Source organism: Psychrobacter proteolyticus (assembly GCF_038155145.1).
In the GTDB taxonomy this organism is placed as follows: domain Bacteria; phylum Pseudomonadota; class Gammaproteobacteria; order Pseudomonadales; family Moraxellaceae; genus Psychrobacter; species Psychrobacter proteolyticus_B.
On the sequence record NZ_JBAKAY010000003.1, the window covers coordinates 240,953 to 255,678 of the forward strand.

The window sequence follows — 14,726 nt, forward strand, 5'->3', positions numbered from 1 at the left end:
TACATAAAGATATTAATCGTCATATTATTTGGCTTTACGGCGACCGAATAAGCCACGTTTCTTGTATTGGCTCGTATCAGCAGCTACATTCTGCAAACGATTAGCATACTCAACCAGCTCCTGATTGGTCGTCGCTGTGGTTACTTCGCGCTTATTTAACCTACGTAATTTGGTATCCGCTTTTATAGGTAAGTCTTTATAACGAAACGGCGTATGCGCGCTATCAGCGTCAGGTAAATGGGCTGGGTCAACTTCGTCTTTTATATCAATATCAAGACCGAGCGCCTGACAGACACGTAGGCCACTGTGTACGCCATCTTCATGAAAGCCATTAAACCAATAAGCTCCGCAGAAATGCGTGTGCGAACCGTTACCAGAGACACTCGACCATTTAGTCTGCGCATCAATCATCGCAAGATCGAACACTGGATGACTATAATTGATGCTCTTAATTATTTGCTTATCATCGACGCTTTTATTGTCTACAGCTGGGTTCAGTGTGACCAAATAATTGTGCTTTTTAGTCAAGCGTTGCAGGATATTCATGTGATAAGTCAGCACTGGCTTTGCAGGTATCTGTGCGTTTCCAGCCGCTTGCTCATCCTTAGCATTGCCTGAAACTGTTTCATCTATTAAGTAATTCCAGCTTGCCCATGCCAGTGGTTTCTTAGGTAACACACTGGTATCGGTGTGCAGTACAGCCGTATTTTTGGTAAAGCGAAAATGACCTAATACTTCAGATTCATCGGTGCTCGCATCCTTTAAAATCTTTAGTGCGGTATCTGCATGACAAGCAAAAATAACCTCATCGAATACAAGATTTTCGCTACGGATGTCAGCGTTACCTTTATCCTGCACTGTCAAAGCATTCTGTACTGTCAAAGTCACTTGCTCACCATCACGAACCACAGACTGTACTGGGCTATTGACTCGTATCTTGCCACCCACTTTAATAAAGCGTGGAATCAGTTTATTGACGTACTGCTTTGAGCCGCCTTTTATCGTAAACCACTGCGGACGGTTGACCACGTCGAGCAACCCGTGGTTGTCAAAGAATTGTGCAAAAAACACTAGTGGAAATTCTTGTACTTCATCTAGGCTGGTTGACCAAATAGCCGAGACCATTGGCAGTAAATAGTTATCGGTAAATAGCTGACCATATTTCTTTTGCGTCAAATAACCACCGAGCGTTTGCTCTGCAAAGCTACTGACATCTTGTCCTTGGGTACGCGCGCTATCATAATCTTGGCGTAGCTGTTTGATATGCTTATTAAACTGCAAAATATCTTTGATAAACTGCCAGAATTTTGGATTGAGTAAATTTTTACGTTGTGACAATAAAGTGTTGAGCGTATGACCATTGTATTCAAAATGACGTGCAGTATTTTTGACAGAAAAGCTCATATCCGTTGCCTGAAAAGGTACCTGCAACTCATGAAGCAAACGAAAGAAGTTCGGGTATGTGCGCTCATTAAAAACAATAAAACCTGTATCTATCGCACTACTCTCTACATTGCTACTCTTTGCTTTTTTACCGTCTTGTAGTGCCACATCAATCGTGTTTACATGCCCGCCGATATAATCATTGGCTTCAAATACCGTCACATCATGTTGTGTACCTAAATAATGCGCGCATGTCAGTCCTGATACACCTGAGCCGATGATAGCAATACGTTTTTGGGTAGTCTGATGGTCAGAATCTGTTGTAGCATTGGTAGCATTTTTTTGGTTACTTGCACGCTTGAAACGAGTAAACGGCATAAAAGCATTCCCTTCTGTATTTTTCTGTCGATATGATGGCTGAGAGTTCTACTGATAGTAGATTATTTTTTATTAAGTTTTTCACTAACTTGCTGCCAAACCAAATCAGGCAACGTACCCAATGCTTTTAATGGCATAGTTAGTTTTTTCGGAAATTCAATCACCTCATGCCCGCTTTCGATACCGTCACGTATGGCTTGACTTGCCTGCGCTGGCGTCTGGATAAATGGCATCGGAAAGTCATTCTGTTTGGTCATCGGTGTCTCAACAAAACCAGGTACAACTAAGCTAACTGACACATCGTGCGGAGCAAGGCTAATCTGTAGAGTCTTCATTAGATAATGGATAGCAGCTTTTGAGCTACCATAGGCTTCAGCGCGCGCAAAAGGCACATAAGCAGACGCTGAACCGATACCGACCAAGCGACCTTTTGAAGCGATTAGCTTTGGCAGCACTCCTTCGATCGCATGGGACAACGTACCCATATTGACCGACATGACTTTCATAAAGACACTGCTATCAAAGTTCGGCATATCTAAGTACTCGCACATACCAGCGCCGCAAATAGCTAGATCGACATTGTCGATTTTTTCAAAAGCTTCGATGACCTTTTCTCGATCCATTAAGTCTAAATCAATCGTTTCTGCGCCTAACGCCTGAAGTTCAGCCAACGCTTCGTCGTCACGGCCGACCGCATATACATGATGATCTGCTAGCAGATAGTCTTTTGCCAACTGCTTACCAATGCCTGACGTCGCCCCAGTAATGAGAATATGTAATTTTTCAGTAGAATCTGTCATCGTAAATATCCTTTTTGAGTATTCTTATCTTTTTAAGTATTTTCATAATATGGAATTAATGCTCTTAAACTGATTGCTTAATGAAAATTTAGATGTGTGATAACAGCTAGCTATTATTGTTATTCTTCGCAGCTATCATTGGTCGCATTTAATTAAGCTATAAGCCATTCTATTTAACAAATCTAAATAATTATAGTGGTCGGCTACAGGTTTATTGTTGTGTCTTCGCAATCGTCTGGGCTCAAGCTTAATCTCAGCGTGTTGTTTACTACCTTCACAAGGATACTGCTATCACAAGCGACAACACAATATTCTGTTACTAGGGCCATAAGACAGCTCAATATCAGCATGCTACAATGCAAAAATTAGCAATCGCGTCGTTTGCCGAAGCATCATCACCATTATCTATAATCGAATGATCGCCGTATTACGGTAAGATGACATTATCTTTTTTCAAACTGCATGACATCTTGTCCTGATAGCAATGAAAACGTTATATAATTAATATCAGATTTTCACCAACCCCACCCTCATATAAAAAAGGATCTCTCATGAGCGAGTTGCAACTGTCTGACCGCGTTAACAACATCCAACCATCACCTACGCTAGCGATCACCAATAAAGCCAAAGAGTTAAAAGCAGCTGGTAAAGATATTATCGGTTTGGGCGCTGGTGAACCTGATTTTGATACCCCTGAACACATCAAAAAAGCAGCAATCGATGCAATCAATAATGGCTTCACTAAATATACAGCTGTCGATGGTACGCCAGAGCTAAAAACAGCCATCATCGAGAAATTCAAGCGCGACAACAACATCAGCTATGAGCCAAACGAAATCCTAGTATCGGTCGGCGGTAAGCAGTCGTTTTTTAACCTTGCCCAAGCATTTATCAATCCTGGCGACGAAGTCATCATTCCAGCACCATATTGGGTCAGCTATCCTGACATGGTTATCATCGCAGAAGGCGTGCCAGTCATCGTCAAATGCCCAGCTGAACAAGATTTCAAAATCACTCCTGAGCAGCTAGAAGAAGCGATCACTGACAAGACTAAACTATTGGTATTAAACAGCCCATCTAACCCAACGGGTATGATTTATACATTAGATGAGCTAAAGGCCATCGCTGAAGTATTGAAAAAACATCCACAAGTCTATGTAGCTTCAGACGATATGTACGAGCACATCCGCTGGACAGGCGATAAGTTCTACAATATCTTAAACGCGGCGCCTGAGCTAAAAGATCGTACCATCATCTTGAACGGTGTATCTAAAGCGTATGCGATGACAGGCTGGCGTATCGGCTATGCGGGTGGCCCTGCTAAGCTAATCGGCGCGATGAAAAAGGTACAGTCACAATCTACCTCATGCCCAACATCAATCAGCCAAGTAGCAGCGGAAGTCGCTATCAGTGGTGATCAGAGCGTACTAGAGCCGATGGTAGCCGCCTTTAAGAAACGCTGTGACCTAGTCGTAGATGGTTTAAATGCGATTAAAGGTATTACCTGCCTGCGTCCTGATGGCGCATTCTATGTGTATCCAAATATCGTACCGCTAATCAAAGCGGCTGGCCTGTCGTCATGTACTGAATTCTCAGCATGGTTATTGGACAAAGTTGGCGTGGCAGTCGTACCTGGTGATGCGTTCGGTCTTGGCGGCTATATGCGTATCTCGTACGCTACTGATGAGGCGACGTTAAAAGACGCCCTATCGCGTATCGAAAAAGCAGTGGCTGACTTAGACGTTGCTGAATAAATCGTAAATAGCAACAAGTCTTACCGCTGTTCATAAAAAAGACGCCCTATACATTCTATAGGGCGTCTTTTTTACGCGAGTCTTAGGCATAACTAGGAAAAACACGCTATCTCATCATTAAAATGACAATTTTTACTAATTATGCAAAAAAAGGCTTGACGTATTTTTTAACTTTGCTAGAATACGCCCCACTTAGCAAGAACTCGTTAGAGACTTCTAAGGCTCGTTGTAAGCGATTAAACACTTACAGCCTATTCTCCAATAGCTCAGTTGGTAGAGCAACGGACTGTTAATCCGTGTGTCCCTGGTTCGAGCCCAGGTTGGAGAGCCACATTTTAGTAGTAAATTTCTTGAGTCAACTTTGATTCAATTATGGCATTTGCCAAAACCCTCATCAATTTGATGAGGGTTTTTTTATGCGTATCATTTAAGGTCTGTTGAACATTCAAATATTAGGACTGCTGATCACTAAAATCGCATCAAAATAGGCGTAAACTGACGATAATGTCGAGACCTTAACTAGGCTTGCAACAACGTTTGAGGTGATTTTAGCATCAGCCTTTCAGGGCAGGGCTATTTTTTGCCAATACCACATTTTGAATGTTCAATAGACCCTAATATTGGTTATCTATTTTGCCAATTTGATAAGCGCTAATCACTACTTTATTTCATACTCGATTATGACAATCATATTCAAAAGTAAATATCATTGTCACGATAAAATATTACTGTAGTAAGTTTTCTATTGGCTAGCTTAGCTTGGCAACATTGTTAGCATTGGCAACCATAACACCAATGCCAACAGTGTCACTAACAACACAGGCGGCGTGATCAGTAGACCAATCTTTATGTACTGTCCCCAGCTGATTTTGTAGTCCTTCTCTGCCAACACATGTAACCATAGCAAAGTAGCAAGACTGCCAATCGGCGTAAACTTAGGGCCCAAATCATTGCCGATGACATTGGCATAAATCATTAGCTCTCGTGTTGCTGCAGGCACTTGTGCTTGATCAATCGCAAGTGCGCCGACTAGGGTCGCTGGCATATTATTCATAACAGAAGCAACTATGGCGGATAAGAACCCTGTTCCAACCGTAGCAATGACTTCGCCTTGTTGTCCCAACCAGTTGAGTACTTGCGCCCCATAGGCAGTGAGACCTGCATTACCCAGACCGTATACCACTAGATACATACCGATTGAAAATAGTACGATTTGCCAAGGCGCTTTACGTACTACATCGGTCACTGAGACCACCGCACCCTGCCCGCCTTGCCATATACGACCAGCGATTGCCATTAACGCGACAGCAGCGATACCTGTAACCAGTGAAATAGGTAGCCCCAACGGCTCTGTTGCAAAATAGGCGACTAGTAGCAAACCTAATAGTGGAAAAGCAGCTCGGAATACCAATGGATCGGTAATAGCAGACTCTGGAGCGCTGAGCTCGCTAGTCGAGTAGGTTTTTGGAATATGACGTGCGTAGACAACCCACAATACCAGTAGCGTCGCTAAGACAGACACTATATTGACCGGTACCATCACCGCCGCATAACGACCAAAGCCTATGTCAAAATAATTGGCACTGACGATATTGACTAAATTTGAGGTAACCAATGGCAGGCTTGCCGTATCAGCGATAAAACCAGTCGCTATAATAAATGCCAGAGCTGATGGTGGCGAAAATTTCAGACGCAGCAAGATAGCGATGACAATCGGGGTTAGTAATAGCGCAGCACCATCATTGGCAAAAAAGGCAGAAATAAAGGCGCCGAGTACGACAATCATCGGAAACAATAAGCGCCCTTGCCCATTACCAAGGCGTGCCACATGTAATGCAGCCCAGCCGAAAAACCCTGCCCGATCTAAGATAAGCGAGATGATAATCAGTGCCACAAAAGTAAAGGTCGCATCCCAGACAATATCCCAGACGATACCCACATCTGATAACTGCACGACGCCAAGCGCTAACGCGACTAAGGCACCACCCATGGCGCTCCAGCCGATACCCAATCCTTTAGGTTGCCAGATAACTAAGACTAAAGTGACCACAAAAATAGCGAATGCAAGCATTGTACGACCTTACTTGAGCTGACTTTATTCAGCCGATTTAATATAGGAAATTAGATCGATTAGGGGGTTAGATCGATTTTTGATTGACGCGGCTCGATAGTTCTTCAGCACTCTCGACGCGTTCTGAATAGCGATCAGTGAGATAATCTGAACGTCCACGTGTAAGCCAAGTAAACTTCACTAACTCCTCACAGACATCGACAAGCCGCAGATATAACGGAGACATATCCATGCGATTGTCGTCGTTAAACTCCAAAAATGCTTTGGGTATCGAAGATTGATTGGGGATAGTGATCATCCGCATCCAGCGTCCGAGAATACGCATTTGATTAACCGTATTAAAGCTCTGACTACCACCGCTGACTTGCATCAGTGCTAGGGTTTTACCTTGAGTTGGACGTACGCCACCTAGTGACAGCGGTATCCAGTCGATTTGCGCTTTCATAATACTGGTGATACTGCCGTGACGCTCTGGACTCACCCACAGCATACCTTCTGACCACTGCGCCAGCTCCCGCAATTCTTGCACTTTAGGATGGTCTGAGTCTACATCGTCAGGTAACGGCAAGCCGGATGGATCAAACATTTTTACTTCACAACCATACCAACGCAGCAACCGGCTTGACTCTTCAGCGGCCAATCTAGAAAACGAGCGTGCACGGACAGAACCGTATAGCACTAATATTTTCGGTGGATGACGTGAGTCATTCGGTGCAACCAAAGACTCAATGTCGATAGGTTGAAGATTATCTATATCAATATTGGGCAAATCGTCTAAGCTAAATTTTGGCGAAACAGTAGATTCGGCTTCTAATACTTGGTCAACCTCAGTGTTTGTCATGAGTAATAACCTCGCCGTCTTCTTTTGTGAAGCTACTTACTGGATTGGCTAGCAATTCAAACACACGCTCTGAAGGACGACATAGAGCAGCGCCTTTATCAGTCACTACGATAGGACGGTTGATTAAAATAGGATGCGCAATCATGGCATCGATAATTTGATCGTCAGACAACTCAGGATTATCCAGACCAAGCTCATCATTGATAGCTTCTTTGCTTCTTAATAGCTCTCTAGGCGAAATCTGCATTTGTGCCAACAGCTCCACTAAACGGTCGCGCGTTGGTGTATTTTTCAGATATTCCACCACTTCTGGCTCTTCACCTGATGCTTTAATAATGGCAAGTGTGTTACGAGATGTACCGCATTTAGGATTATGAAAAATTAATGGCTCCATAGTGTTTACACCTATTTTATGTATTTATTGAAATGATAATTGGTTTAATCATTACTTTGCTCAGTAGACTCATTTACTTTGCAGCCACTCAGGCTATCCATGAGTGACGCACATAATTCTGGATGTCCCGCACAGCAATCTTGCAACAGGAACTGAATGACGTTTTCCATATGTGATAGCGAAGCACGATAGATAATCTGTCGGCTATGACGCTGTGAGACCACCCATCCTGCCCGTGCTAGCACCGATAAGTGGGCTGACATTGTGTTATGAGGAACAGAGAGCTGACGGGCTATTTCACCCGCAGGTAGGCCTTCAGGCTCATGGCTGACTAGCAGCTTAAAAGCCTTTAAACGAGTATCTTGAGAGAGCGCAGCAAAGCTTGCGATAGCATTAGTTATTTCCATATGTCCAATAATACAGACATATTAAAATAATTCAATGTTTTTTGAACGGTTTTTTCGCTTATTTTAAGTGTCAAAACTTAGTAAAAATGCGACGATAAATATATTTTCTAAGCAGTTGATGCTAATACTTACTAACATAAGATTAATTACTACGTATGCTCAAGTAGCTATATTACATGTTCGCGTGAAGACAATGCTTAACCACTTTGAGTCTAACCTTCTCTGATGGTTTGAGGCTACCATTTATCCAAAAATCATTATCTAGCTTATCCATATGATTTTCAGATCTTTTCGAATGCTCTTTTTTAAAACCAAAATCCTTTAACTCAATTAACGTATAGCCCTGCTTTTCCTCCTCGCTGAGTAACACTTTAGGAATCCAACCATTAATTTTTATTGCATGATCTAGCTTAAAATTAATACTAAAAATTAACCAATATTGAGTTTCCTCGCCTTCATCTGTTAAATAACTCAATGTAAAATTATTTTTATACCAAAAAATAAAATTATCCGTGGATTTTAAGAAATACCAAGTTAAATCCAACAATTCTCTACAACGTTCAATATTAGGCGGTAGAGCATCATTATGTTCAATGTCATTTCTAATAATCATCATCTGTTTTAACATATAAGGTCGAACTAAGCCCAAAGACTCTAAGTATTCTAGATATCCTTTTGGTGAATCAGATAAAGCAATTTTTTTGAGCGAATATACGTGTTCTATAAACTTTAGTCTTTGATTGAGACAGCGCTTTAAGTTAGAAACAACATCTACTCGATTAAACTCATTTGCATTCCCTGTCAAAATTAAGTCAGCATGATTCCAAAGATCGTATGCTCTCAGATGATCTGCTTCGTTCGTATAACTATAGCTCTCTATTGTTGCAGGCCAATCTAATACTGAATCGCATAACCACATATATTCTTTCTTCATATTTTATTACTCAATTTTTCTAACTGATTAACATCATTATATAGAAACTTAGAACAGACCAACCTTAAAAAACAATCTTTGTAAAGTTGCCTCACCTAGCCTTTCAATTAAATGCTTACAGATAAAAAAGCCAAGAAATCTAATGGTAAAAGTGAGCATTTCTTAACCTTCTCAACCTAAAGCCTTCTACGTTTGGCCTTATGTAAATAACAAGTTTAATATATGTTATTGTATATTGATGATACTTAGAAGTTCATGCTAGATTGAGTGCAAGTTTATGCAACAGTAAAACTAGATTTGGCTGGTAGCTCTCGCTCTGTACTGCCAATAAACCTGATTAAAATAACTATTATGATTAAAATAACTATTATGATTAAAACAACAATAAGGAAATGACCATGCTACTAGAGAAAATTAAAACACCTGGACTTTCGCACTTATCCTACTTGGTAGGCTCTGGCGGTCAAGCAGCGGTAATTGACCCACGTCGTGACTGCGCGATATATGTAGAAAAGGCGCGCGCAGCAGGGCTTGAGATTACTCATATTTTTGAGACACATCGTAATGAAGATTTGGTTTCTGGCGCACCTATCTTGGCCGCAATGACAGGGGCAACAGTTTTACATGGCCCTAATCCAGAACGACCTGTTGTCTACGCTGAGACCGCACGTAATGGTGATTGCTTTTCAATTGGCCAATTAGAAATCCGTGTCTTAGAAACGCCTGGCCATACCGATGATCATCTTGCTTATGCGCTGTTTGACACGGCGTACCCTGACAAGGCGGTTGGCGTTTTTACTGGCGATGCGCTTTTTGTAGGTGATGTCGGTCGTACTGACTTTTATCCTGAGCGTCGCAGAGAAGTCGCAGGTCTACTTTATGACTCGTTGCAAGACATTTTGGCACTCGGAGATCAGGCAATTATTTATCCGGCTCATGGTGCTGGGTCCGTCTGCGGATCAGGTATGGCGGAACGTGAGTTTTCTACCGTTGGTCACGAAAGAATCAACAACCCACGTTTACAGATTACCGATCGTGAGACATTTATTGACTTCAAGACGAGCGAAAACCATTATCAACCACCCTACTTCAGATTGATGGAGCGCCTTAATATGGAAGGTGGTGAAGCGCCTCCAGTCGTTATGCGTCCGCGTAACCTTTCGCTCAAACAGCTGCATGACTGCGATGCTGATCATCTCATCGATATTCGTGAACCAATGGCGTATGCGTCAGGACACCTGCCCGGTTCTATGAGCTTACCTGTCAACATGCTACCTGCGTTTGCTGGATGGTTTATCGAGGAAGGGCAAAGCTTGGTACTGATTGCCTCTGATGAAGAACAACTTGCGACTGCGATGGAGCATCTGGTACGTATTGCTTTTGATAATGTTATAGGTGGCTATGTGGGTGTCGTCCCTGCCGCTGCTAAAGGTGAGCAGATGCAGCAAACCCCTATGATCGATACAACCGAGGTAGAAAATCGTCTTAATAATGCTCAGAACTGGACATTGCTTGATGTACGCGATATTGATGAGAGGAATACCAATGCGATTGAAGGTTCACAGCATATCTATGTTGGTCACCTAAACAAGCGTTGGCATGAGCTTGACCAAAGTCGCCACTATACATTGATGTGCGCCAGTGGTGCTCGAGCAACAATAGCAGCAGGGTGGCTCGCTAGTCGAGGTTTTGAGAACATTGATATTTATCTAGGGTCTATGGGCGCATGGCAAGCAACGCATAAGTAAGTCTTTACCCGTAGCTAAAATCTACAACTATCTAAAACGCGTCATAGATTCTGGATAATGCGTTTTAAGCAAAGGCATTTTAAAGTGCTGTAACTAAGATAAATACGACAACCCTTCTTTTATTCAATATAAGACTGATATAAAAGAAGGGTTTACGTTTTAGCTGACCTTTGATTGATACGACTTAAGTGAATATAAGTCATAGTACTAGGTTCTAACTCTTACTGTACTTCCTTATATGACTTATAACTCATAGAACATAGATACATAAAAAACAGACACAAAAAAACCTCAAACAATCTAATGCTTGAGGCGAAACTTGCTTAAACCCAAAGGTTTAAATTCGTTTTAAATATGGCGCAGCGGACGGGACTCGAACCCGCGACCCCCGGCGTGACAGGCCGGTATTCTAACCAACTGAACTACCGCTGCTTAGGTCTCTTAGCTTGTTTAGCCACTTGCTAAGAAGTGGTGGGTGATGACGGATTCGAACCGCCGACATTCTGCGTGTAAGGCAGACGCTCTACCAACTGAGCTAATCACCCTTCGAATAATTGCTAGGCAATTTATTCAACATCAACTGAGCTCTTAAGTTTGTCACTAAGCTCCGTTGCTGTGGGTGTGTATTATATAGATTTACTGTTGGGTGTCAAACAGTATTTACCACTTTTTTAGATATTTTTTCTATTTTTATTAGAATACCCAGCAAGCATTTGTTTTTATTGATTTTATATTTTCACACAAAACCAATATTTCTTAGATTTAATGCTTATTTGTTAGCTAATGCTTGCTCGATGTCATTTTTGATGGCTTCTGGCTTGGTCGTTGGTGCATAACGGTCAATCACCTGACCTTTACTATCGACTAGGAACTTGGTGAAATTCCACTTGATACCATCTGTCAGTACGCCACCCTTTTGTTCCTTGAGCCATTGATAGATAGGATGAGCATCTGCGCCATTGACATCAGTCTTTGCCATCATCGGAAAGCTGACTCCATAGTTCTTTTGGCAAAACGCACCAATCTCGTCATTGCTACCTGGGTCTTGGCTACCAAATTGGTTACAAGGAAAACCGACGACGACCAGTCCTTGATCTTTATACTGTTGATATAGCGACTCTAAACCTTCGAACTGCGGCGTAAATCCACATTTGCTTGCGGTATTGACGATTAATAATACTTTATCTTGGTAATCTGAAAATGCTTGCGAGCTACCATCCATGCGCTCAACCGTAAAATCATAAATTGTACTCATCATTTATCCTTAAATTGAGGTTTTTATTGTTTTGGGTGTTTATGCACTACTTCTTTTTCTATCATACACATAATAAAACTATTGAAAAGGAAGCACCCTGTACTTCCCTTTCACGTTTCTAATACTACCTAAGCTACTTATTTCTCAGACTTATCTAAATCGATAGATACTGAGTTAATGCAATAGCGCATGCCTGTTGTCTCAGTAGGACCATCAGGGAATACATGGCCTAAATGTGCGCCGCAGTTGCTACAAGTGACTTCGGTGCGAGTCATGCCTAGCGAGTTATCTACGTGCTCTTCAATCGCGCTGTTATCGATACCTTGATCAAAACTTGGCCAGCCACAGCTCGCATCAAATTTATTGCTTGAGTCAAATAAGCTTGCACCGCAGCCTTTACAACGGTAAACGCCATCGTCGGTCGCATCATTATATACACCTGTAAATGGGCGTTCAGTGCCCTTCTCACGCATAATATGATACTCATCAGCGGTTAAACGCTCTTTCCAGTCAGCTTCAGTCAACTGGCTGATCTCTTCTTTGCTTAGTTGATTGTCTTGCATAATTTATCCTTATTCGAGTATTTATTATCTAATCTTGGTAACTATTTTATCGCCATATAATTATGAAAACGACGTGCTCTATCTGTTGGTTATCGACGCACTATTCAAGGCATATATAAGAAAAGCACTCTCTATATTGTGAGATAGACAACATGATTGAGGAGATTAACTAAGCTAAATATACCAAATTAATTTTAGATAATGATGGGTAAAGATGTAATTTTGATACCTATACATTTTATAGTCTATATAAGAGATTTAGAGCCATATAAATATAAGCCAAATGCCAATTGCAAGATATACTTGCAAATACTAATAGGGCTGATTATAAAATCATTTGCAAATTAACTATCAATGCAATAATATCTTGCATTAGTGTTTAACTAAAATGTTTAATATATCTCTGCACAGAATATTTACTGATTAACAAAGGCTCAAACGACAATGTCTGACGACAATAGCAAAAGTACGCAAGCGGAACGACTGGTACAGTTGCGCCGTGACAAAGGATTTACTGCTGAGCAGCTAGCACAAGCCATGACAGCCGCTGGTGCAAAAGTGAGTCGTGGTGCTATTTCAAACTGGGAGCGCGGTACCAACGGCATTGTCTCATCCAAGCTGCCTACGCTCGCGCGTATTTTGGGCTGTAGTGAGGGATATCTGTTGCGCGGCGACCTCAACAATGAGGCTATTGATTCAGACGAGTCGACATCATCTGTAGAGCGCAATGAACATCAAGAAATAGGCAAGGCTTCACATACCCAGTCAGATATTAAAATAACTGATGCTCAATCAACAAAACCTTTTACTGCTCCTAAAGGCTCAAAAACCAATTCGAAAAACGGTCATGCTATGAACACTATAAAAAAATCTGATAAATTACAAAACGTTTGCTATGACATTCGTGGCCCTCTATTGCAGACTGCCAATAAGATGGAGGCAGAAGGCAAACGCATATTAAAACTAAACGTGGGCAATCCAGCGCCTTTTGGTTTAGAAGCCCCGCATGAGATTTTGCGCGATGTCGCTATGAACTTATCTGAGGCAACTGGCTATTCAGACTCGCAGGGGATTTTCTCAGCGCGTAAAGCCATTTTGCAATATTACCAATCAAAGGGGTTGCTGTCGGCCGTTGACGTACGTGACGTGTATTTGGGCAATGGGGTTTCTGAGCTTATTGTCATGACTATGCAGGCGTTGATGAATGACGGTGATGAAGTCCTAATTCCAATGCCAGACTACCCGCTTTGGACTGCAGCGGCCAACCTCGCTGGTGGTACTGCGGTGCACTATCGCTGCAATGAAGAGGACAACTGGCATCCTGATATTGAAGACATTAAGTCTAAAATCACGAGCAAAACGAAAGGTATCGTGGTCATTAACCCAAATAACCCGACAGGCTCCCTTTATAGTGATGAGCTATTAAAGCAAATCATCGAAGTTGCTAAAGAGCATGATTTAATCATCATGGCTGATGAGATTTACGATCGTATTCTCTATGATGATAATGTACATACCCCGATGAGCACCCTAACTGACGACGTGCTGGTACTTTCTTACAATGGCTTGTCGAAGTCACATCGTATTGCAGGATTCCGCTCAGGTTGGATGATGGTATCGGGTCGTAAACAGCATGCAGCTGACTTTATTGAAGGCTTAGATATGCTCGCATCTATGCGTCTTTGCTCTAACGTGCAAGGACAGTATGCTATTCAAACAGCGATGGGTGGGCATCAGAGCATGCAAGACCTGACTTCTGAAAAGGGTCGCCTATATAAGCAACGTGAAATGGCAGTCTCACGTCTTAATGCTATTAAAGGCATTTCTTGTACCATGCCTCAAGGCGCGTTTTACTGTTTTCCAAAAATGGATCCAGAGGTTTACCCTATCACCGATGATATGGATTTTATGATGGACTTGCTCGTTGAAGAAAACGTATTGATGGTTCAAGGTACTGGGTTTAACTGGGACAGACCCGACCATTTCCGTCTGGTGTTCTTACCTAACTTGCTTGACCTAGAGAATGCGATGGATAGATTAGACAGATTTTTTGCCAAAAAACGTAAGCAATTTGGTACCGAGTAAATCGTCATACATCATTAAAAAAACGCTTATCGGCATGATGCTGATAAGCGTTTTTTATTGCGTTGAACCTAATTATTCAAACTCAATTATGATAATTCACTGATAAAAACAGC

Annotated in this window: 11 protein-coding genes, 3 tRNA genes and 2 pseudogenes; 5 read left to right on the forward strand and 11 right to left on the reverse strand. The window is 41.9% G+C overall.

Features of this window, described 5'->3' with window-relative positions; all coding sequences use genetic code 11:
• Nucleotides 1-24: 24 nt before the first annotated feature.
• Both V6252_RS05365 and V6252_RS05370 read right to left on the reverse strand, forming a co-directional pair.
• Nucleotides 25-1,761, reverse strand: a complete 1,737-nt coding sequence (locus V6252_RS05365; RefSeq protein ID WP_341609655.1) for an NAD(P)/FAD-dependent oxidoreductase — start codon at nucleotides 1,759-1,761, stop codon at nucleotides 25-27.
• 62 nt (nucleotides 1,762-1,823) lie between these two features.
• On the reverse strand, nucleotides 1,824-2,561 hold the full coding sequence (locus V6252_RS05370) for an SDR family NAD(P)-dependent oxidoreductase (protein ID WP_290177588.1): 738 nt from the start codon (nucleotides 2,559-2,561) through the stop codon (nucleotides 1,824-1,826).
• Between the two features lie 551 nt (nucleotides 2,562-3,112).
• Between V6252_RS05370 and V6252_RS05375 the strand changes: the two genes are divergently transcribed.
• Nucleotides 3,113-4,315: a pyridoxal phosphate-dependent aminotransferase gene (locus V6252_RS05375; protein ID WP_341609656.1), complete on the forward strand. Its 1,203-nt coding sequence runs from the start codon at nucleotides 3,113-3,115 to the stop codon at nucleotides 4,313-4,315.
• A gap of 255 nt (nucleotides 4,316-4,570) precedes the next feature.
• Nucleotides 4,571-4,646, forward strand: a tRNA-Asn gene (locus V6252_RS05380).
• A 423-nt stretch (nucleotides 4,647-5,069) separates the two neighbouring features.
• Here V6252_RS05380 and V6252_RS05385 read toward each other — a convergent pair.
• The 5 genes from V6252_RS05385 to V6252_RS05405 all read right to left on the reverse strand — a co-directional run bounded on the left by V6252_RS05385 (nucleotide 5,070) and on the right by V6252_RS05405 (nucleotide 8,962).
• The gene (locus V6252_RS05385; RefSeq protein ID WP_341609657.1) at nucleotides 5,070-6,386 is read right to left on the reverse strand and encodes an arsenic transporter; all 1,317 of its coding nucleotides are present in this window, start codon (nucleotides 6,384-6,386) and stop codon (nucleotides 5,070-5,072) included.
• A 67-nt stretch (nucleotides 6,387-6,453) separates the two neighbouring features.
• On the reverse strand, nucleotides 6,454-7,227 hold the full coding sequence (gene arsH / locus V6252_RS05390; protein ID WP_341609658.1) for an arsenical resistance protein ArsH: 774 nt from the start codon (nucleotides 7,225-7,227) through the stop codon (nucleotides 6,454-6,456).
• Nucleotides 7,214-7,621: an arsenate reductase (glutaredoxin) gene (gene arsC, locus V6252_RS05395; RefSeq protein WP_341609659.1), complete on the reverse strand. Its 408-nt coding sequence runs from the start codon at nucleotides 7,619-7,621 to the stop codon at nucleotides 7,214-7,216. Before arsC ends, arsH begins: the two co-directional genes overlap by 14 nt.
• 44 nt (nucleotides 7,622-7,665) lie before the next feature.
• Nucleotides 7,666-8,028: a winged helix-turn-helix domain-containing protein gene (locus tag V6252_RS05400; protein ID WP_341609660.1), complete on the reverse strand. Its 363-nt coding sequence runs from the start codon at nucleotides 8,026-8,028 to the stop codon at nucleotides 7,666-7,668.
• Between the two features lie 172 nt (nucleotides 8,029-8,200).
• A complete protein-coding gene (locus V6252_RS05405) occupies nucleotides 8,201-8,962 on the reverse strand; it encodes a hypothetical protein (RefSeq protein ID WP_341609661.1) in 762 nt (253 codons plus the stop codon).
• Between the two features lie 398 nt (nucleotides 8,963-9,360).
• On the opposite strand from V6252_RS05405, the gene V6252_RS05410 reads away from it, so the two are divergent.
• Nucleotides 9,361-10,710, forward strand: a complete 1,350-nt coding sequence (locus V6252_RS05410; protein WP_341609662.1) for an MBL fold metallo-hydrolase — start codon at nucleotides 9,361-9,363, stop codon at nucleotides 10,708-10,710.
• A gap of 355 nt (nucleotides 10,711-11,065) precedes the next feature.
• On the opposite strand, the gene V6252_RS05415 is transcribed toward V6252_RS05410, so the two are convergent.
• The 4 genes from V6252_RS05415 to msrB all read right to left on the reverse strand — a co-directional run bounded on the left by V6252_RS05415 (nucleotide 11,066) and on the right by msrB (nucleotide 12,528).
• Nucleotides 11,066-11,142, reverse strand: a tRNA-Asp gene (locus tag V6252_RS05415).
• A 37-nt stretch (nucleotides 11,143-11,179) separates the two neighbouring features.
• Nucleotides 11,180-11,255 (reverse strand) — tRNA-Val (locus tag V6252_RS05420).
• Nucleotides 11,256-11,479: 224 nt separating this feature from the next.
• Nucleotides 11,480-11,965, reverse strand: coding sequence for a glutathione peroxidase (locus V6252_RS05425; RefSeq protein WP_341609663.1), 486 nt, complete (start codon nucleotides 11,963-11,965; stop codon nucleotides 11,480-11,482).
• A gap of 137 nt (nucleotides 11,966-12,102) precedes the next feature.
• Nucleotides 12,103-12,528 carry a peptide-methionine (R)-S-oxide reductase MsrB gene (gene msrB / locus V6252_RS05430; protein ID WP_057760931.1) on the reverse strand — a complete coding sequence of 142 codons (426 nt, stop codon included), beginning with the start codon at nucleotides 12,526-12,528 and terminating at the stop codon, nucleotides 12,103-12,105.
• Nucleotides 12,529-12,972: 444 nt separating this feature from the next.
• On the opposite strand from msrB, the pseudogene V6252_RS13865 reads away from it, so the two are divergent.
• Nucleotides 12,973-13,207 (forward strand): annotated as a pseudogene (locus V6252_RS13865) (helix-turn-helix domain-containing protein); the annotation flags it as partial.
• Between the two features lie 53 nt (nucleotides 13,208-13,260).
• Nucleotides 13,261-14,613 (forward strand): annotated as a pseudogene (locus V6252_RS05435) (aminotransferase class I/II-fold pyridoxal phosphate-dependent enzyme); the annotation flags it as partial.
• Nucleotides 14,614-14,726: the final 113 nt, after the last annotated feature.